The sequence below is a fragment of the Gemella morbillorum genome, from assembly GCF_900476045.1.
GTDB lineage: Bacteria > Bacillota > Bacilli > Staphylococcales > Gemellaceae > Gemella > Gemella morbillorum.
Window position 1 is genome coordinate 1,633,624 of the sequence record NZ_LS483440.1, and the last position, 19,529, is coordinate 1,653,152.

Below are 19,529 nucleotides of genomic sequence, written 5' to 3' on the forward strand. Positions count from 1 at the left end.
TTCTTATCTGTGGCTAATTTCTGTTACTTTTCATTTTAAATGAATATAAACCACTTATTACTCTGTTCTCAGCGCCTCTACTGGATCTTTTTTCGCAGCCATTCTTGATGGGATAATGCTTGCGATAAGCGTTAATACTAAACTTAATAGGATTAATCCTACTATTGCTTTTACATCTAGATTCGCACTGAAACTCTCTATTTTAAGGGCATTTGCGATTGAGCTACTAATAGGTATCGCTAACCCCATTGCAACTAGAACTCCTATCGCTCCCGAAGCAAATCCTATAAGCCCTGCCTCTGCAATAAAGATACGAGTAATATCTTTCTTACGCGCCCCTATTGCTCGTAAAATACCAATCTCTTTTGTCCTTTCAACTACAGATACATACGTAAGAATACCAATCATAATTGATGATACGATTAGTGAGATACCCGCAAACGCAGTTAAAATTAATGAAATTGTATTTATCATTTGAGACATAATTGATGTCATTTGTTTTGCCATATCAGCGTAAGTAATACTGTATTTGTGGTAATCAGCACTATTGGCTCCATACTTCTCAGAAACTTTTTTATTAAAGTCGTTAATTACTTCTGCAATTTTATCACGATCGGCAAATGTTTTCGGATAAATATTAATTGAACTTGGTGCAACATCTGCTCCTAATGTAGCTAATACCTGCTCTGCAGTATCTGCATCCATTTTTTCACCTGTTATGATATTTTTAGTTTTGTCTGCTTGTTGAGCAACTACAATATCCGACTTAACTTCTTTATCTAGCATTGTTTTTTGTAGTTCACGTGTATATCCTAAAGTAAAATTTGGATTTGTTACATTATCTTTAGCTTTTAATATCGCAACTACTTTTACTTTTGTCCCTGCATCATACATTTTATCATCTGTTTCTGCCGGAATAAATCTATCCGCTATCTTTTTATAGTAGCTATCATTATCAACTATACTAAATTCTTTTCCTAAAATATCGTCATACTTAACTTTACTATTTTCATCAAACCCTAATGCTCTTAGCGTATCTTTGTCTATTTCATTATTGTACGCTGTGAATAACACTAATTCGTTGCCTTTAGGATACTCAAAGTTACTTTCAGAAGATTTCACAACTTCGTATTGCTTTAGAATCATATTTTTATCTTCTGGTAGCACTCCGAAAATACTATCACCACTATAAATATTTTTATTATCTTTTACCAAGCTCACATCACCTTTAGCATTCTTCTTAAGAGCCATAACTTGATACCCTTTAACGAAATCAATAGATGAATAGTAATCTTTAGCATTATTTTGAATGTAGTTGATAAATGTTTCACCAGTCCCTAGCGCATCAGCAGTATATAAGTTTCTATGAACATCACGACGTGATTTAGGAACCAACTCATTACCTTTAGCATCTTGTTCAGAACTATCATCTTCTGTACTTAAACCAAAATTAATCTGATTTGCGTTAATCATAATTGGCATATTTGATAGATTCTCATTTTGCATAGTTTGGATATATTTATCCATCCCTGACGAAATAGCAAGTACTAACCCTATACTTATAATTCCTATACTACTTGCAATAATCGTCATCAATGTACGGAATTTTTTCGTAAGCAAGTTTTTAAAACTCGATTTTATCGCACTACTAAATGCCATCGCTGTCTTTTTAAGACTATAATCACTGTTAGAAGTTTCCTCTACAAATGGATTTGTATCTTCAATAACTTCTCCATCTCTTAAACGAACGATTCTATCACTATATGTTTTAGCTAATTCTGGGTTATGTGTAACCATAATCACTAATTTTTCTTTACTTATTTCTTTAATAAGTTCCATTATTTGAACACTTGTTTTACTATCAAGTGCTCCTGTTGGTTCATCAGCTAGAATAATTTTCGGCTCTGTTACCAAAGCACGCGCAATCGCTACCCTCTGCATCTGCCCACCAGAAAGTTGATTTGGTTTTTTATTAATGTGATCACCCAATCCAACATCTTCTAGCACTTTTTTCGCCTTTGCGTAATTTTCTTTATTCGATTCTCCTGATATCGATAATGCTAATTTAACATTCTCAAGAACACTTAGATGAGAAATCAAATTATAACTTTGAAAAACAAAACCGATAGTCCCATTACGATAACTATCCCAATCACGATCTTTAAACTCCGTTGTTGAACGCCCCAGAAGAAGCATGTCTCCAGAAGAATATTTATCCAAACCTCCAATAATATTTAATAACGTAGTCTTACCACTACCGCTAGCACCTAAGATTGAAACAAACTCACTCTCACGAAAACTAATATTGACTGACTTTAACACTTCAACTTCGTTGCCGCCAGTTTTATATTTTTTAATAATATTTTTTAATTGTAACATTCCGTTCCCCTTCCTATTTTATGCAACATTCCTAATATAGCAAAATTACATAATATTTACTTAAAACTTTATGTTAACTTGATATTTTATATCTTTAAAGTATATAAAATTATTCTTTTAGCACAATCTTCAGTGGAACATTTTTTGTATCCCCTCTTTATATTACTACCTTCTAAAAAATGAAAAATTTCTCCCTAATCTTTAATTCTATACTTTTTAGCTAAATAAAATGGTAAAATCGCTGATAGAATTGCAAAAATTATAACTATACTTATCCCAAGTCGATTATCAAAAAATGCACTAAGGAAAATCAAAACTCCACTTGCAACCATAAATCTTGAATATATGCGGATAAATTTTTGCTCATCTAATCCTTTTTCTAAACCGCAAAGATTAAAATTATATTTACCCCAGTATTCTTTTTTAGGTAAATAATTCCCTAAAACCATAAAAATTATTCCTACAGTAAACAATGTTAGTTTCCCTACATCAAAATTATTATCAAGAGCGTAATAGATTAATGCTCCTTGCAGTAAAATACTCATAATAGGTATTATCATTTTTACCAAAGACGCACCTTTTTTCCCAGTCTCTTGAATATCTAAAGCAATAGATAAAACTAAAAATACTGCTCCCATTACTAGCGGAAGACCTACAATACCCCAAGTTTTGGAAACAAAGTTATCAGGATTGCCTTGCATATTAAAGTGAATTGCTATTTTATCAGGCAGTAAATCATAATAATAAAATCCTATCAACATCGGCAATAAACATAATAAAATTCCAAATAGTAACATTTTCTTATCTATTTTTTTCATTTTTTTGCCCTCCTAATTCATATATCCACATTAGCACTTCTTCAAAAACAGAAGCGTTAAGTTCATAGTAAATATAATTTTTATATTTACTCTCCATAATTAATCCCGCTTTTTTTAACTGAGATAAATGATACGATACTGTCGCCCCTGTTAAATGAAATTCTGCTGCAATATCTCCTGCACTTTTCTTTTCTTCTTTTAGCAATTCTAATATATTTCTTCTAATTGGATCAGATATAGCTTTCAAAGTCTCACTCATCCCATGTATATCACCCCTTTTATATTATTAATCTATTTAGATATCCTTCTAAATAGATTATACATCTTTTGATAAGTTAAGTCAAGAACTATTTAGATATTTTTCTAAATAGACCTCGAAAGTATTTTATATTACACACTTACAGCTGTATTAACAATCATTTAATTTCTATACTTATATTTTAATTAAGTAAAATTATATTTATATAGTTCTAAGTTATCTTTATGATTTAGCATAATCCATCTCAATATACAATTAAAAAATATTAAGTTTTCATTAGATATTTTCATTCAGTCTACTTTATATAAGTGTTCATAGAGTATTCTGTTTATTAAATATATTTTCTGTATTATATTTTTCTCCATGTTGACACCATAGATTTTTCTGTTAAAATAAAGGCTGTAAGGAAGCGTTTTAACGTGTTGCACTTTTTAAGTGAATTATGTGCTAGCTGAATATTAGATGTTCTTAATTATCTATTTGTTACAGCATTCTAATCTAATATTCATCTAGAATATAAAATTAAAAGGAGTTTACATTATGAAATTAGCACTATTCAATTTAAGAGAAGACGAAAGACCATTTGTTGATGCTTGGTTAAAAGAACATCCAGATGTAGAAGTTGACTTGCATGAAGGGGAGCTTCAACTAGAAACAAAACATTTAATCGATGGCAAACAAGGTATCGTCATGTTCCAAAATAGACCATTCGCTAAAGAAGTTTATGACTATGCTAAAGAACAAGGTGTTAAAGTAATAGCAAACAGAATGGCTGGGTTTGATATCCATGATATAAAATATATGCGTGAATTAGGAATAAGTATGACAAACGTTCCACGCTACTCTCCTAATGCAATTGCAGAGCACGTAGTTACAACGGTTTTATATATTAGTAGAAATATTAAAAAAATTCTTAACAATGTAGAGAAGCACGATTTTACTTGGAACAAAAATATTATTTCAAGAGAACTTAGAACACTTACTGTCGGTGTCCTTGGTACAGGAAACATCGGACGCCAATCAGCGACATTATTCAAAGGTTTAGGCTGTCGTGTTATCGGTTATGACTTATATCCATCAGACGCTGCTCGCGAAGTACTTGAGTATGTAGATGGCATCGATGAGTTATTAGCTCAATCTGATGTAGTTACTATCCACGTTCCTGCCACTAAAGAATATACTCACATGGTAAACGATGAATTCTTCAGCAAAATGAAAGATGGCTCTATCTTTGCCAACGCTGCTCGCGGAGTTCTTGTTGATACTAAAGCTGTTATCCGTGCCTTAGATAGCGGAAAACTATTAGGAGCAAGCCTTGATGTGTATGAAAACGAAGGAAACTATGTACCTAAAGATTTCTCAAACAAAGAGTTTGATGATAAAGTGATGCAAGAATTAATCGATAGAGATGATATTATTTATACTCCTCATACTGCTTTTTACACAGAAACAGCGGTTAAAAACCTTGTAGAAGGCGCACTAAATGCAGCAACTGAAGTAATATCTACTGGTGATTCACCTAATGTTGTAAATAGATAATTAATGAAAATATAAAAAATGGGATATGCTCAATGCTATCCCATTTTTTTATACCGTTATCAAATAAACACATCTATTCTACTTCTTTTTTGAAAAATATTTCATAAAATATAGGTTGCTTTTCGGCTATCATTTGACAATATCCAACATTTTGATACAATTAAACTGTAAACAGTTACTAAGGTAATCTTATCATTAAAATATTTTAGTATAATTAATATTATTTTTATTTATTTCCAATTATACTGTTTGTTACATTTAATATAGATTACTACTAAAATATGTATTGCTGAAATAACCAAAAAAGTAGTTATACAAAAATTACAAATTCTTGGTAATCTGCTAATACCTATGATAATCATTATATGATTTATATAGATAATTAGGGTACATCTATATAAATCATACAATCCTTCAGATTGTTCTTATAACTGTTGATTTTTTAGTTTCCATTCTTATAACTATATTAGTTATAGTTATATATTTCTTTTTGGACGCTAAATATCAAAATAAAACTTTTAATTTAATACTAAAGCATTCAAGTTTTAGTCTAGTGCAAAATAATAATTTCCCCTAAATTTTATTTTGTGCCACATAACGAAAAAGTAGCCTTTAAGGCTACTTTTTCTTAATTTTAAAAGGCTAGAAAGTCAGTTGACTTTCTAGCCTTTTTTATTAGTCTACTACAGAAACTTTTAAGAAGTTAGTAGAACCTACATTACTTCTTGAAGTATTTACTGGGATACCACCAGTAATTACGATAGCATCACCTTTTTTAGCATACCCTGAAGTTTCAGCAATTTCTTTTGCCGTGTCTAACATTTCGTCAGTTGAAGTTACTTGAGATGAAACTTTTGCATCTACACCCCAAACTAGACTTAACCCACGAGCAACCTTTTTACTTGGAGTTACTGCTAAAATAGCAGCATTAGGACGGTATTTAGAAATTAATCTTGCTGTTTGTCCTGACTCAGTATAAGTTACGATAGTGTGTAAATCTAAGTTTAATGCAGTGTATCCAACTGATACTCCAATCGCATTTGTAATATCTTTTGATACAATTTTTCTAGAACGATCTTTAAGAATACGAGAGTAATCTTGCATTTCTTCAGTATGTTTAGCTATTGTAGCCATTGTGCGAACTGATTCTATTGGATAAGCTCCAGCTGCAGATTCTCCTGATAACATGATTGCATCAGTTCCATCATAAATTGCGTTCGCTACGTCTGATACTTCAGCACGTGTTGGACGTGGATTTTTTTGCATAGAGTCTAACATTTGAGTAGCCGTAATTACAAATTTACCTGCTGTATTACATTTAGCAATAATAGATTTTTGCATAATAGGTACTTCTTCTGCTGGAACTTCTACCCCAAGGTCCCCACGAGCAATCATAATACCATCTGATACTTCAATAATTTCATCGATATTGTCGATAGCTTCTTGACATTCGATTTTAGGAACGATTTGAACATGTTCGCATCCTTCTTCTTTAAGAATACGGCGAACTTCTAATACATTTTCTTTAGTACGAACGAATGATGCAGCAACAAAGTCGATGTCTTGTTTACATCCAAAACGAATATCTTCTTCATCTTTTGGAGTAATACCTGGTAATTTAGTAGAAACACCTGGAACATTAACTCCTTTTTTATTTTTAAGCACTCCACCATTTTGAACAGTAGTGTAGATTAATCCTGCTTCTGTATCAACAGAATTAACTGTTAATCCTATTAGACCATCATCTAATAAAATAGTATCTCCAGCTTTTACATCATGTACTAATTCTCCGTAAGTAATAGAGAATTTTTCAGGAGTTCCTAATACTTCTGTCATAGATACGATAACATCGTTACCTGTTTCTAAGATAATCGCATCATTCTCCATGTTGTGTGTTCTGATTTCTGGCCCTTTAGTATCTAATAAGATTGCTAAATTTGTTCCAGTCTCTTCTCTTACTTCTTTAATCGTTTGGATACGTGCACCATGCTCAGAATAGTCTCCATGCGAGAAGTTAAGACGACAAACGTTCATTCCTAACTCAACCATTTCCGTAAGTCTTTCCTTTGATTCTGATTTAGGTCCAATTGTACAAATTATTTTAGTTTTTTTCTGTATCATAGTTTAATTTACCTCTTAGTTTTATCTTTACCCTATTATTTTAACGTATTTTCATTTTATTTTCAAACTTTTCCTTGAAATATCAACGTTTTCATGCAAAGAAAATGTTTTCAAAAGAAATGCTTAGATTGAAAGTTGTTTTGATACATCATACATTGATAAATCAACATTATGAACATCACTAAATACGTCTTGGAACTTAGTACTCACAAGTTTATTATTTTGAATACCTACAGCACGTCCAGACTCGCCCGCTAATAAAAGTTGAACTGCATAGTTCCCAAAACGTGATGCTAGTACTCTATCTTGTGCTGATGGTGTTCCACCACGTTGAATGTGCCCTAAAATAGTCGCACGAACTTTTTCTCCAGTAAGTTCTTGAAGTTTATCTGCTAACTCTTGACCACCCATTACTCCTTCAGCAAGGACAATAATTGAGTGTCTTTTCCCACGACTTTCTCCTGCTTTAATACGAGAAACTACTTCTTCAAGATCTTCTTTTTTCTCAGGAATAAGTAGACTCTCACTTCCTCCTGCAATACCAGCATATAACGCTAAGTCTCCTGCATTACGCCCCATTACCTCGATAATAAACGCACGCTCATGACTTGATGCAGTATCACGAACTTTGTCTATTGCATCTACAATTGTGTTAAGCGCTGTATCAAATCCTATTGTGTAATCCGTACAACAAATATCGTTGTCAATTGTTCCCGGAACACCCACTGTCTTGATGTTCATCTCATTACTTAAGGCCATTGCCCCACGGTATGACCCATCACCACCGATTACCACTAGACCATCGATACCTAATGCTTCTAAGTTTTTAATAGCAATCTTTCTTACTTCTGGATTAGCAAACTCTGGTAGACGTGCTGAATAAAGCATTGTTCCACCACGGTTAATGATGTTACCCACATCCCCAACTTCTAATTTTTTAATATTATTTTCTACTAGACCTTTGTATCCTTGATATACTCCGTAAACTTCTAAACCATTATAGATTGCTGTTCTTACAACCGCACGTACCGCTGCGTTCATTCCCGGTGCATCTCCACCACTTGTCAAAACTGCGATTTTTTTCATTTAGTTTTACCTTCTTTCAATTTAATTATTAATATTTTTAAATTTACTTATCAACAATATCATATTTTATACTTTTTTTCTAGTGAAAAAATTGTATTGTGCGTTTTTTGTTTTCTTTTTTTCTTATTTCTTTGAATATTCTATTTTAATGCGTTTTCCAGGGAATTTATTCAAAAATTTATGAACAAATAATTGTTCATTTTCTATGTGGAATTTACGCGCTTTATCTGTATTATTATTTTGGAATAATACCACTTCTACACCAGAATCTTCTACCTTATATTCTTGTAATAATTCCAAAACATCTTTACTTTCTATAATGTAAATTATTTTTATATTATTTAAGCAATAATCATTATAATTTTTTAAGCTCGCTATCTTCTCTAAAATATATTGTTCTCGATTGTTGCGAATTTGCTTTTTCAGAGTCATAACAGAAAACTCTCCAACCTTAATAAAACCACTCGCATATTTATAGACACTTGGAAACACCGTAACATCATAGTCATTCTTGCCATCATTAACAGTTAGAAAGGCCATATACTCACCTTTCTTGGTTTTTATCTCTTTTTTGGTGATAACCTCAACGTAGCTATCACTTACATCTCGCCCAATATATCGAAGAGGTAAATAAGCATATTTTTCTTTTTCTACTTGAACTGGATGCTTCAAGAAATATGTACCTGTGACCTCTTTTTCCATTTGAATTTTTTCAGCAATCGGGTAATCTTCTATCTCCTCAACCTTCAAAGTTAAGCCTGATTCTGCTGATAAGGCTACTCTTACATTATTTATATACTTACGGTCATCTTCATAGTAATCTTTAACTTTTTTCATAAGTGTTGCACGATTGTAACCAAAAGTATCCAATGCTCCAGCCTTAACTAATGACTGCGCTGCTTGGTAGTCAACTTTTTTATTCATACGTTTTAAGAAATCATCTATATCTTGATATTTCCCGAAATTAAGTCTATCTTGAACAATCTCATAACTACTGCGATAACCAACATTTTTTATCGCCGTTAATGCAAAAACAATATCCTGCTTATAAACACTAAAATCACTTAAACTAACGTTGACGTCTGGCTTAGCCAAGGTAATCCCTAGATTATTCAATTCTTGTTTATATTCATTAATTTTCTTCTCACTACTAATTACGTTATTTAGAAGAGCTGTCATGAAATACTTTGTATAATAAACTTTTAAGTATGCCAAACGATAAGCAAGCATACTATAAACAACTGCGTGACTCTTGTTAAATCCGTAATTAGCAAATGTTACTATCAAGTCAAAAAGTTTTTTCGCGATATTAAGGTCATATCCCGCAGCTACACTTTTCTCAATGAAAATTCGTCCGTAATATTCCAAATCTTCTTTTTTCTTTTTACTCACCGCTCTACGCATATTATCAGCTTCATTCAGTGACATATGAGCAAAGTTCACCGCAATAAGCATAATTTGCTCTTGATAAACGATAACCCCATAAGTATCCCTTAATATTTTTTCCAGATGTGGATGCGGGTAAACAACTTTTTCTTCACCATGTTTTCTACGAACGTAAGTCTCTATCTGTGCCATAGGTCCTGGGCGATAAAGAGCATTCATCGCAACTATATCATTGAATTCTGTCGGACGAAGCAAACGAAGTTTTTCCTTCATTCCGCTTGATTCAAACTGGAAAATACCTTCCGTTCTTCCTTGTGTAAACAAATTATATACTTTTTGATCAGCGTAATTAATCTTCGTTATATCAAAACTAGGATTATCTTTTTTAATTTGCTCGACTATATTTGAAACCATCGTTAAATAACGAATCCCTAAAAAGTCTATCTTCAAAAGTCCAACACTTTCAACATCATCCATAGTCCACTGTGTTAAATATTTTGTTACATTTGAAGCAGCCAATGGCGTATGTTTAATCAAAGGTTTATCATCACTTATTACTATACCCGCTGCGTGAACCGAAGGATTTTTCGGCAATTCTTCAAGACTTAATGCAATAGAGAACCAACGTCGATTCAAATCACTTTTATTAACAAAATTTCTAAGATTTTCTGATACTTCATAGCATTCGGTTAATGTTCTTGTAGAACTTACATTACTGCTGATAAATTTCAAATCCTCTTCATTAAACTGGAGTATCCTTGCCGTTTCTCTAGCAGCACTCTTTGATTGAAATGTTGTAAAGGTAATAATTTGTGCAACTTTATCTTCTCCGTATTTTCCTTCCACATATTTTATCACTTCATCACGACGTGTATCCTGAAAGTCAATATCGATATCCGGCATCGAAATACGCTCTTTGTTTAAGAAACGTTCGAAAAGCAAGTTATATTCAAGTGGATCAGCTTCAGTAATATTTAGTAAATAACATACCAAACTTCCTGCTGCGCTACCACGTCCTGCTCCAACTAAAATCCCATTATCTTTTGCATATTTAACAAAATCATAAACAATCAAGAAGTAGTCGTTAAAGCCCATATCATCAATAATCTTAAGCTCATACTCATAACGCTTTTTATATGCATAATAATCTTTCCCAACAAGTTTTTCCTTAGCTCCTTTTTGAACTAAGTATCGAAGATAGTCCTTAGCAGACATTTTCGCAAAAACATCTTCATGCTCTCCGTAAATATATTTAGGAAGATGATAACCCGAAAATTCCAATTCATAACGACATTTATCTATTATTCTTTGCTGATTATCTAGAGATTTTTGAAACATAAAAATATACTCTTCATTATCTGACTCTAAAAGTAAAGAAAAATCTTGTACGCTACGTACAAAATGATCTCCAATAGTTGTCGTTAATTCTCTTATATTCAACTTAGTATTATCTCTTATAGCCCGCGCTACAACTACTTGTTGATAGTGGTCTTTATTTAAATAATAACTTGGTTTTGTATAAACGATATTATCATAATATGTATAAATACTGTAATTAAATTTTTCATTAAAACCAAAATAAAAATCATATCCGATTAACTGTTCTTGAAGATAACTAAATTCTATACTGTCTCTTAATTCACTAGTAACAATAAGAACAAAATCATCCTTAAAATCTTTTATCTCCGCTAAAAAAGCTTCTAACGATAACTCTTCCTCGTTCAAAAAGCGAGTTGATAACTCAAATAATTTATGGAACATTCTTTCATTTTTACATAAAATATTAAAAGTTAAAAAACTAATACCATATCCCAACTTAACTTCTAATCCCGAAATTAAATTTATTCCAGTCTTTTTAGCTTCTTTATAAGCTTTTATCGCTCCGTACATATTGGGATCGACTATTACTACTGAATCTTGATTGTCACTCTTTAGCTTCTCAAACAATTCTTTGTACTTTATCGTACTATTGAGTAAATCATACGCACTATGAACTTGCAAATTATAATAAACCATAAAAATCCTCCTTTCTTCTAAAATTATTATGCTCTAGCATCATAAATAAAACCTTAACTAAATTTATAGATTACTTATGATTAACCGCATGTCAGCCCATCATCTTCGGATGAACAACCTATATTATCTCCTAATTTCTTGCTCTCCTCATTGAAATATCGATATACTCTTTGATGTTCGTCACCAACGAAGTAAATAGGATTAAACTCTACTCCTTTTAGTTTACCTTCTTCATCGATAACACTTTCGTCAACTACACGACGTTTAATACTAGCGATAAAGTTAGTATATCCTCCATACTCAACGATGTGCTCAACCTTACACTCAATAGATAAAATACATTCATCTAATATTGGTGCATCAACATATTTTCCAGGATCATACGTTATATCTGCCATTCCTATTTTATTTTGTCCTGGGTGGAAGCCTGCAATCTCCACCTTATTCAAAATTTCCTGACAAGGTATATTAACCGTAAATTCTTTATATTCTTTTATATTCTTCTCCGCATTACTATTAGTTCTAATCCCTACAGTTATCATATTTCCTAATGAATATGATGAACTTGATGTCGTTACATTATAACGCCATTTAGGATCCTTATAACCAATTAAAATAACTGGAAAACCATAGTAAAGCTTCTTTGTATCTATTTCTTGTTTCATTAAGTTTTTCACCTATTCTTATCTTTCTATTCAAATTTCTCCTTATCTGCGCTTTTATCTTTTAGCTACAAACGCCAAATTATTCTCAGTTGAAAGCTCAGGCTTGTACTCAAAATCATCAAATTTTATAGTTTCTACTTCTCTTATATTAGTAATCTTTCGCTTTATTATCTCACTTAAAAATTTACCACGTGCCTTTTTAGAGATAGTCGAATGTATTTTTAAATCTCCATTTTTTTCTTCCATAAAACTAATCTTAATGAATTTTTCGCGTATAGTTTTTGAAAAAACTTCCTCAAATTCACTTGATAATAACGATATAATAACTTCATCATTTTCTACACTTCTATCATAATCTTCGCGCCAAAAATTTTTCAACGAACTATCTTTAATTTTTACATTTTGTAGAAAATCAAGACGATGTTCATGAATTGCCTCATAGGCGTTTATAACCCCGTAAAGAGCAGTTGTGATGTACACATTTTTCTTTATATACTCTGCATCTTCCTTAGTAAAGTTATCACGGCTAATATTTCGATACATTAAACCATTAAAAAGCTCTAATACTCTATAAGATTTTGCGCTGTGGTTTGCTAAATTTTGCCAACGCACATACTCTTCCTGCGCTTTTTCTTCTTTTATTTTGTATATTTTAGCAAGTTCTTCTGGCTTTTTATCAGCAAATTCATCAATAATATTTTTTGTTTTCTCACCTAAAAGCTCTTCAGGTACTTCTTGTGCTTTTTTATTTAATTCTTTCGCTGTTGGTATTAAAATCTTCATCTCTATTCCTCTTCAGGCACTTCAACAAAACTATTTTCAATTAGACTATCAACTTCCATCAAAACAAAATTATATTCTGTTGGTTCAATCTTTGGATCAATAATAAGTGTGTTAAAATATCCTACTACAAAATCACGATTAGCTACCTCTAATTTAAACATATATTCGCTAATTTCATCAACTAAAAACGCAATTTCTTTTAACACTTTATCCTCATAGGTATTGGCATAATGTACTTTTTCTAATAGTCTTCTTATTTCTATTTCCGGATATTCCTCTACGAAAAGATCACGAATATACCTTGCCAATTCTTCTACTTTAAACTTTTCTATATTTGCACTACTTTTTGTTAAAACTTCCTTGCTTTCTAATTTCGCTAATAACTTAGCTAATGATGTGTGTAAAGAATTCATTTTTTCTCCTTGTGTTTTCTCGATTCAATCAAACTTTATATCAGCCCTTAAAAGCCCTCTATAATATTACTATCTATTTTATAAGAAAATAAGAAAAATCGCTAGTTATTTGCTAAAAAACGATTAGGGTAGAATTTATTATTGAGAAACTGGAGATTTTTTCTATAAAAATGATATAATTAGAATGAAAAAGATTTTCGAGGTATGATATGAAAAAATATATAATGGCAATAGATCAAGGTACAACAAGCTCAAGGGCGATAATATTTAATAAACAAGCAGAAATAGTTGCAAGTAGTCAAAAGGAATTCCCGCAGATTTTCCCACAATCAGGTTGGGTAGAACATGATGCAAATGCTATTTGGAACTCCGTTCAATCCGTTATCGCTGAAGTATTTATCGAAAGCGGGATTAAACCTACACAAATTGATAGTATTGGTATTACAAACCAACGTGAAACAACTGTTGTTTGGGATAAACAAACTGGCGAGCCTATCTACAATGCAATAGTTTGGCAATCACGTCAAAGTGCTCCTATTGCTGAAAAATTAGTTAAAGATGGTTATAAAGATTTAATACATAAAAAAACTGGACTTGTTGTTGATGCGTACTTCTCTGCGACAAAAGTCCGTTGGATTTTAGAACATGTAGGAGGAGCTCAGGAACGCGCAGAAAAAGGAGAATTATTATTTGGGACAATAGATACCTGGTTAGTTTGGAAGCTTACAGGTGGAAAAACTCATGTTACAGACTACACTAATGCAGCTCGTACTATGTTATTCAATATCCAAGACTTGACTTGGGATAAAGAAATTTTAGACTTATTAAACATTCCTGAAATTATGCTACCTGAGGTAAAATCTAATTCTGAAATTTACGGGATTACTACCGACTATCATTTTTATGGTGGTGAAGTTAAAATCAGCGGTCTAGCAGGTGATCAACAAGCAGCATTATTCGGTCAACTTGCCTTTGATAAAGGTATGATTAAAAATACATACGGTACTGGTTCATTTATAATTATGAATATTGGTGAAAGTATGCAACTTTCAAAAAATAATCTACTGACAACGATTGGTTATGGTATTAATGGAAAAGTCTACTACGCATTAGAAGGTTCAATCTTTATCGCAGGAAGTGCTATCCAATGGTTACGAGATGGTTTACGTCTTATAAAAAAATCATCAGAAACTGAAGAATTAGCCTATAATTCTTCTAATAACAATGAGGTTTATCTTGTCCCAGCATTTACAGGCTTGGGAGCACCATATTGGAATCCAGAAGCTCGCGGTACAATTTTCGGATTAACTCGTGCCACAACAAAAGAAGATTTAGTAAAAGCAACACTGCAATCCATCGCTTATCAGGTACGTGATATTATCGATACAATGAAAATAGACGCTAACGTTGAAATCCCGCTACTAAAAGTAGATGGAGGTGCCGCACACAACAACTATCTTCTACAATTCCAATCTGACATATTAGGAGTGAAAATTGCACGCGCAGAGAATCTAGAAACAACAGCTCTTGGGGCTGCATTTTTCGCAGGACTTGCAACAGGTTATTGGAAAAACCTTGAAGAAATAAAAAATCTTAACTCTGCTGGAAAGTTATTTGTTCCGTCAATGGATAAAAATGAACGTGAAAAATTATACAAAGGTTGGAAGCGCGCTGTTCGTGCAACAGAATTCTTCGCAAAAGATGAATAATATTAAAAGACTTGCAAAAAATTTGCAAGTCTTTTTTAAACTTATATTTATACTATAATTTTTAAAATTAAATTTTATAAGTATATTGTAATACTTTTGTTTCAGTATTAAATCCTGTTTTATTGTAAAAAGCTATGGCCTCTTCATTATCAATTTGTTCTGTATCAACAAAAATATCTTGAATATTATTTTGTTTAGAATAGTCTATTAAAAACTTTATTAAACTTTTCCCTATCCCATTATTTCTAAAGCTTTCCTTTACACCTAAATCATAGATATAAATACTCGCTCCTTCCACTTGATAGTTCACTAGAACATAAGCTGTCAGACCTCCAACTACTTCATTTCCTACTTTCGCTGTAATCACTAATAATTGTTCACTTCTTAACAATTTAGTAAGATACTCTTTACTAGGGTAGTCTATATCTTCTTCAAATATTTCTCCAAAAGCAACTAATAATTTCTCAAACTCGTAAACATCATCAATTACAAGATTAATATTTATTTTATTTTCACTCATTCATTTTATCCTCACAATTTCTCTTCTTTTCTCTAGTCATAGACTTTATATACGATAAATTTTAGTACATAAAAGCTATTCTTCTAATTTCACTTGAGTTTATTATAAACTCCTATTATTATCTTACCAAGAAATGTGACTTAAAATATATTTTATTTCAATGTTTTAGTTGCTTTTTCTACTATTTCGGCATAACAAAGATAATTTCTAAAGAACAACACCCCAGCTAATGCTAACGCACAACCAAGTCCAGAATAAAAGTACGCTACAAAGTTATCTGGAAAAATTCCGATTATTCTAAAGCTTATTCCCATACTCATCATACAAGTCATAATAATATACGCCTTCAAATCAAAGAAATGCCAAAATGGTCTATAGTCTTCATACGAAACTATCCTTTTTGTGTGATTCATACTCATTTTGAAAAATATTTTTGCAAATAAAACAAAAACTATTATAGAAAATATATAGAAATACCACTGAGATTTTATCATAAAATATGATAAAAACCCTAATCTCGCTACATTAAATCCCGCTATAAACCATACTATTCCTGCTATTAATAAAAGAGTTCTCTTTTTTACACTAAACATGGTTTCATCTCCATTCTTATCTATCCTGTAAACATTTTTCAGCATTACCACATATTTTGGTAAAAATACCTTTCCACATACTCATTTCTTCATCTGTTAAGTCTTGGAAAATATTTTTGATAAATTCTTTTTGCACACTAAGACCTTCTTGAATAATCTCTTGTGCAGACTCTAGTAAAACTATCTCTATTCGTTTTTTATTATCCGCACTTTGTTTTTTCATAACTAATCCATTATCTTCAAGTAACTTTAGCGCAGCTGATACATGAGACTTTGTAGCTTTACGTCCCCTCACTATATCGGCCGCCGTATTGTACTGCGGATTATTATGTAAAAACATCAATATAGCATATTCCATCTGCGTCAAACCAAACTTATCACAAATATTTCTAGTAAGCATTGCATAATAACAAGTGATTGTTTTATGTTGATCCCAAAAATTCATTTTTCTTCTCTCTCTTAATCGTTCTATTTAGAACTATTTTATATTTAAATTTCTTTTTTGTCAAAGAAAAAAGACTCACAATTTGTAAATCTTTTTAGTATTCATTTTCTATATTTACCTATTTGCTACTAACTTCCTTAACTAAAACCTTTCTATAAATATCAAAATCACTATCTTTAAAAACATTAAATACTACCTTGATTTTACATTCTGGATTATTCTTAAAAAATGTTCTTACAGTTGCCACTGCTGTTTCTGCTGCAAGCTCATTAGGAAAACGAAATTCTCCAGTACTTATACAACAAAATGTAATAGATTTTATACCATTTTTTACTGCAAGTTCTAGACAATTTCTATAACATGATGCGAGCAATTCTTTATCACGTTCTTCTACCTTATCATAAATTATCGGTCCCACCGTATGCACTACGTACTTCGCTGGCAAATTATAACCGCTTGTTAGTTTTGCTTGACCTGTTTTTTCATATTCCCCTTGATTTTGCATAATATCAAAACACTCTTGTCTTAGTTGCAACCCTGCCTTAGAGTGAATCGCGTTATCTATACAACGATGATGTGGAATAAAACATCCAAGTAAAGCTTTATTCGCTGCATTAACTATTGCATCAACTTTGAGCGTTGTTATATCACCTTGCCAAAGGTAAATATTTCTCTCTATTTCTGTTAATTCTTCTAGACTTGTTAACTTCTCTTGCGCTAACTTTTCTTGTAAATATTCATCTTGAAGTCTGTAAAATTCATCAGGTAATTCCTCAACTTCCCAAATGTTCATTAGCGTTCTAAGTAAATCCTCTTTTTCTTTTTTATCTTGGGGAACTCTTATATTAGAATTTAATGTTTTTATTAGATAATCTAATTTTTCCATTCGAGCCACCTTCTTCCTTAATATTTTAGTTACCTACCTATGTTAATTGCTTCTTCCATTCGGAAAAGACTTCCTCCATTGGATTTGTTATAGTTAAAACCCCTTCTACTTCAAAATTTTCTTTATTAACACGGATTAATGAAGTCTTAGGCAAAATTTTATTTAATTTTTCAAATGGAAATCTAATTATTGTAGGTGTATTAAAGCCTACACCAAGCTCTAGCAAAACGATTTTTTTATTTTGATTTTTGTTCAAAAAGTCATAGTATGCCTCACTTTGCTCATACCATTCTTTAGTTTCCACAAATGTACCATCTGAGCGAAGATGCATAGCCATTTCTTCACCACAAACTGTACATTTCGGAATTAATTTTGTTGGTATTTTTAAATCTCTTTGTTCTTTTATCATCTCCAATATTTGTTCTTTATTTTTGTAAACCTTGTTATGACAAGGAATACTACATTGAAATTCTCCGTAATTACCTTGAACCTCAAAGATTTTATTTCTATCAAAACCAGTTTTCTCAAATTGACTATCCACGTTAGTGGTAATAACAAAGTAATCTTTATTTTTTACTATATCATATAAATCTTTATATAATTCCAAACCATTATCTTCATAACGATTTAAATATACATGCTTACTCCAATATGCCCATTTTTCTTCCGATGTTTCAAATGGATAAAACCCTGATGAATACATATCAGTCAATCCATATTTAGCTATATATTCGTTAAAATTCGTTTCAAAACGCTCTCCATTATATGTCAAACCTGCTGCTGCAGAAAGTCCTGCTCCTGCTCCAATAATCACCACATCAGCCTCTTGAAGTAATTTTTTAGCTTCCAGTATTCTATTCATCTTCGCATTCCGTCCTTTACTTATAACTTTTTATCATCCCATTCTTTTAACTTTATGTCCTTATCATAACACCCCGCTATCTACTAAACAAGTACGCACTTTAAAGTCAGATAGTTACTTTAAAGTAACTACCCTCTTGACTTAACTATTATATTTCTTGTAAAATTAAAGCCAAGAAAGTATTAACTTATCAACAATTAAGGAGACTTCTATGACAAATAAGAAATTACCAACAGAATTACCCGCTTGCCCTGTTGAAACAACTTTACTTCTACTTAGCAATAAATGGACAATTCTAATATTACGTGATTTATTAGACGGAACTAAGCGCTTTGGAGAGTTGAAAAAATCACTTAGCGGTGTTAGTCAAAAAGTTTTAACAGCAAATCTTCGAACATTAGAAGAAAAAGGAATAATTCATAGAAAAGTTTATCCAGAGGTACCTCCTCGTGTTGAATATTCTCTGACAGATCTTGGAATTACTCTAAAACCTGTAATTGAGAGTATGCAAAAATGGGGAGAGTATTACAAAACTAGAATATAATCTTATATTTTATAAGAAAACATAGATATTAAATCAAAAGGAGAACCTTGTATGAAGAAATTATTAAAACTAACTATAACATTTGTTGCATCTATCTTTCTACTTACCGCTTGTTCAGGAGAAAAAACTAAAACTTATATCCACAAAACGGATAGAGAAGAGAGTGAAATTACTATCTATTATAAAGATGATGTTGTGAACAAACTAGTCATTACTAATACACTAAAAAGTCCAGATGAAAAGTCTAGAAATATTGCAAAATCAAAAATCACTGAAGAATCTTCTGATATTAATGGCGTAAGTGTTAACTTTGAAGAAAAAAATAACCAACTTACTATGAAGCTGGTAGTCGATTATACGAAAATTGATTTTGACAAAGCAAAACGCAAATTAGGAATGAAAGACACATTAGAAGAAGAGAGAAAATTATCAACATCAGAAAAAAGAGCTAAAGATTTAGGCGCAGAAGAGAAAAAATAATTTTTAGAAAAGTATATTTTTAATA

Annotated in this window: 18 protein-coding genes; 4 read left to right on the forward strand and 14 right to left on the reverse strand. The window is 31.5% G+C overall.

From position 1 onward, the window contains the following. Nucleotides 1-57: 57 nt before the first annotated feature. From DQN46_RS07850 to DQN46_RS07860, 3 genes are all read right to left on the reverse strand, one after another. Nucleotides 58-2,379, reverse strand: coding sequence for an ABC transporter ATP-binding protein/permease (locus DQN46_RS07850; RefSeq protein ID WP_111743618.1), 2,322 nt, complete (start codon nucleotides 2,377-2,379; stop codon nucleotides 58-60). A gap of 194 nt (nucleotides 2,380-2,573) precedes the next feature. Next, nucleotides 2,574-3,197, reverse strand: a complete 624-nt coding sequence (locus DQN46_RS07855) for a DUF1648 domain-containing protein (protein ID WP_111743619.1) — start codon at nucleotides 3,195-3,197, stop codon at nucleotides 2,574-2,576. Beyond that, nucleotides 3,181-3,456 (reverse strand): autorepressor SdpR family transcription factor, encoded by a 276-nt coding sequence (locus DQN46_RS07860; protein WP_111743620.1) that lies wholly within the window; start codon nucleotides 3,454-3,456, stop codon nucleotides 3,181-3,183. Before DQN46_RS07860 ends, DQN46_RS07855 begins: the two co-directional genes overlap by 17 nt. Before the next feature lie 540 nt (nucleotides 3,457-3,996). On the opposite strand from DQN46_RS07860, the gene DQN46_RS07865 reads away from it, so the two are divergent. Then, nucleotides 3,997-4,995, forward strand: a complete 999-nt coding sequence (locus DQN46_RS07865) for a D-2-hydroxyacid dehydrogenase (RefSeq protein ID WP_111743621.1) — start codon at nucleotides 3,997-3,999, stop codon at nucleotides 4,993-4,995. Nucleotides 4,996-5,670: 675 nt separating this feature from the next. Here DQN46_RS07865 and pyk read toward each other — a convergent pair. The 6 genes from pyk to DQN46_RS07895 form a co-directional block, all read right to left on the reverse strand. Then, complete coding sequence (gene pyk, locus DQN46_RS07870) at nucleotides 5,671-7,116, reverse strand: pyruvate kinase (RefSeq protein WP_111743622.1); 1,446 nt, start codon at nucleotides 7,114-7,116, stop codon at nucleotides 5,671-5,673. A 123-nt stretch (nucleotides 7,117-7,239) separates the two neighbouring features. Then, the gene (gene pfkA, locus DQN46_RS07875) at nucleotides 7,240-8,202 is read right to left on the reverse strand and encodes a 6-phosphofructokinase (RefSeq protein ID WP_004633642.1); all 963 of its coding nucleotides are present in this window, start codon (nucleotides 8,200-8,202) and stop codon (nucleotides 7,240-7,242) included. A 123-nt stretch (nucleotides 8,203-8,325) separates the two neighbouring features. Beyond that, on the reverse strand, nucleotides 8,326-11,604 hold the full coding sequence (locus DQN46_RS07880) for a DNA polymerase III subunit alpha (protein WP_111743623.1): 3,279 nt from the start codon (nucleotides 11,602-11,604) through the stop codon (nucleotides 8,326-8,328). Nucleotides 11,605-11,684: 80 nt separating this feature from the next. Continuing rightward, entirely contained in the window at nucleotides 11,685-12,269 is a 585-nt protein-coding gene (locus DQN46_RS07885) for a flavin reductase family protein (protein ID WP_111743624.1), read from the reverse strand. Nucleotides 12,270-12,323: 54 nt separating this feature from the next. Then, nucleotides 12,324-13,052, reverse strand: a complete 729-nt coding sequence (gene yaaA / locus DQN46_RS07890) for a peroxide stress protein YaaA (RefSeq protein ID WP_111743625.1) — start codon at nucleotides 13,050-13,052, stop codon at nucleotides 12,324-12,326. Nucleotides 13,053-13,054: 2 nt separating this feature from the next. Then, a complete protein-coding gene (locus DQN46_RS07895; protein ID WP_004633647.1) occupies nucleotides 13,055-13,465 on the reverse strand; it encodes a hypothetical protein in 411 nt (136 codons plus the stop codon). A gap of 209 nt (nucleotides 13,466-13,674) precedes the next feature. Between DQN46_RS07895 and glpK the strand changes: the two genes are divergently transcribed. Next, nucleotides 13,675-15,174 carry a glycerol kinase GlpK gene (gene glpK / locus DQN46_RS07900; protein WP_111743626.1) on the forward strand — a complete coding sequence of 500 codons (1,500 nt, stop codon included), beginning with the start codon at nucleotides 13,675-13,677 and terminating at the stop codon, nucleotides 15,172-15,174. Between the two features lie 67 nt (nucleotides 15,175-15,241). On the opposite strand, the gene DQN46_RS07905 is transcribed toward glpK, so the two are convergent. From DQN46_RS07905 to DQN46_RS07925, 5 genes are all read right to left on the reverse strand, one after another. Continuing rightward, on the reverse strand, nucleotides 15,242-15,694 hold the full coding sequence (locus DQN46_RS07905) for a GNAT family N-acetyltransferase (RefSeq protein ID WP_004633650.1): 453 nt from the start codon (nucleotides 15,692-15,694) through the stop codon (nucleotides 15,242-15,244). Nucleotides 15,695-15,846: 152 nt separating this feature from the next. Further along, nucleotides 15,847-16,287 carry a hypothetical protein gene (locus tag DQN46_RS07910; protein ID WP_111743627.1) on the reverse strand — a complete coding sequence of 147 codons (441 nt, stop codon included), beginning with the start codon at nucleotides 16,285-16,287 and terminating at the stop codon, nucleotides 15,847-15,849. 16 nt (nucleotides 16,288-16,303) lie between these two features. Further along, nucleotides 16,304-16,732, reverse strand: coding sequence for a MarR family transcriptional regulator (locus tag DQN46_RS07915; protein ID WP_111743628.1), 429 nt, complete (start codon nucleotides 16,730-16,732; stop codon nucleotides 16,304-16,306). Nucleotides 16,733-16,850: 118 nt separating this feature from the next. Then, nucleotides 16,851-17,618 (reverse strand): protein-ADP-ribose hydrolase, encoded by a 768-nt coding sequence (locus DQN46_RS07920; RefSeq protein ID WP_111743629.1) that lies wholly within the window; start codon nucleotides 17,616-17,618, stop codon nucleotides 16,851-16,853. A 37-nt stretch (nucleotides 17,619-17,655) separates the two neighbouring features. Beyond that, complete coding sequence (locus tag DQN46_RS07925; protein WP_111743630.1) at nucleotides 17,656-18,480, reverse strand: Sir2 family NAD-dependent protein deacetylase; 825 nt, start codon at nucleotides 18,478-18,480, stop codon at nucleotides 17,656-17,658. 211 nt (nucleotides 18,481-18,691) lie between these two features. On the opposite strand from DQN46_RS07925, the gene DQN46_RS07930 reads away from it, so the two are divergent. Then, entirely contained in the window at nucleotides 18,692-19,024 is a 333-nt protein-coding gene (locus tag DQN46_RS07930) for a winged helix-turn-helix transcriptional regulator (protein ID WP_111743631.1), read from the forward strand. A gap of 51 nt (nucleotides 19,025-19,075) precedes the next feature. Next, the gene (locus tag DQN46_RS07935; RefSeq protein ID WP_004633653.1) at nucleotides 19,076-19,504 is read left to right on the forward strand and encodes a DUF1307 domain-containing protein; all 429 of its coding nucleotides are present in this window, start codon (nucleotides 19,076-19,078) and stop codon (nucleotides 19,502-19,504) included. Nucleotides 19,505-19,529 lie beyond the last annotated feature (25 nt).

Bases quoted from the DNA above. Each gene is read 5' to 3' on its own strand.
- DQN46_RS07850 (WP_111743618.1), bottom strand. From the start codon at position 2,379: ATGTTACAATTAAAAAATATTATTAAAAAATATAAAACTGGCGGCAAC.
- DQN46_RS07855 (WP_111743619.1), bottom strand. From the start codon at position 3,197: ATGAAAAAAATAGATAAGAAAATGTTACTATTTGGAATTTTATTATGT.
- DQN46_RS07860 (WP_111743620.1), bottom strand. From the start codon at position 3,456: ATGAGTGAGACTTTGAAAGCTATATCTGATCCAATTAGAAGAAATATA.
- DQN46_RS07865 (WP_111743621.1), top strand. From the start codon at position 3,997: ATGAAATTAGCACTATTCAATTTAAGAGAAGACGAAAGACCATTTGTT.
- pyk (WP_111743622.1), bottom strand. From the start codon at position 7,116: ATGATACAGAAAAAAACTAAAATAATTTGTACAATTGGACCTAAATCA.
- pfkA (WP_004633642.1), bottom strand. From the start codon at position 8,202: ATGAAAAAAATCGCAGTTTTGACAAGTGGTGGAGATGCACCGGGAATG.
- DQN46_RS07880 (WP_111743623.1), bottom strand. From the start codon at position 11,604: ATGGTTTATTATAATTTGCAAGTTCATAGTGCGTATGATTTACTCAAT.
- DQN46_RS07885 (WP_111743624.1), bottom strand. From the start codon at position 12,269: ATGAAACAAGAAATAGATACAAAGAAGCTTTACTATGGTTTTCCAGTT.
- yaaA (WP_111743625.1), bottom strand. From the start codon at position 13,052: ATGAAGATTTTAATACCAACAGCGAAAGAATTAAATAAAAAAGCACAA.
- DQN46_RS07895 (WP_004633647.1), bottom strand. From the start codon at position 13,465: ATGAATTCTTTACACACATCATTAGCTAAGTTATTAGCGAAATTAGAA.
- glpK (WP_111743626.1), top strand. From the start codon at position 13,675: ATGAAAAAATATATAATGGCAATAGATCAAGGTACAACAAGCTCAAGG.
- DQN46_RS07905 (WP_004633650.1), bottom strand. From the start codon at position 15,694: ATGAGTGAAAATAAAATAAATATTAATCTTGTAATTGATGATGTTTAC.
- DQN46_RS07910 (WP_111743627.1), bottom strand. From the start codon at position 16,287: ATGTTTAGTGTAAAAAAGAGAACTCTTTTATTAATAGCAGGAATAGTA.
- DQN46_RS07915 (WP_111743628.1), bottom strand. From the start codon at position 16,732: ATGAATTTTTGGGATCAACATAAAACAATCACTTGTTATTATGCAATG.
- DQN46_RS07920 (WP_111743629.1), bottom strand. From the start codon at position 17,618: ATGGAAAAATTAGATTATCTAATAAAAACATTAAATTCTAATATAAGA.
- DQN46_RS07925 (WP_111743630.1), bottom strand. From the start codon at position 18,480: ATGAATAGAATACTGGAAGCTAAAAAATTACTTCAAGAGGCTGATGTG.
- DQN46_RS07930 (WP_111743631.1), top strand. From the start codon at position 18,692: ATGACAAATAAGAAATTACCAACAGAATTACCCGCTTGCCCTGTTGAA.
- DQN46_RS07935 (WP_004633653.1), top strand. From the start codon at position 19,076: ATGAAGAAATTATTAAAACTAACTATAACATTTGTTGCATCTATCTTT.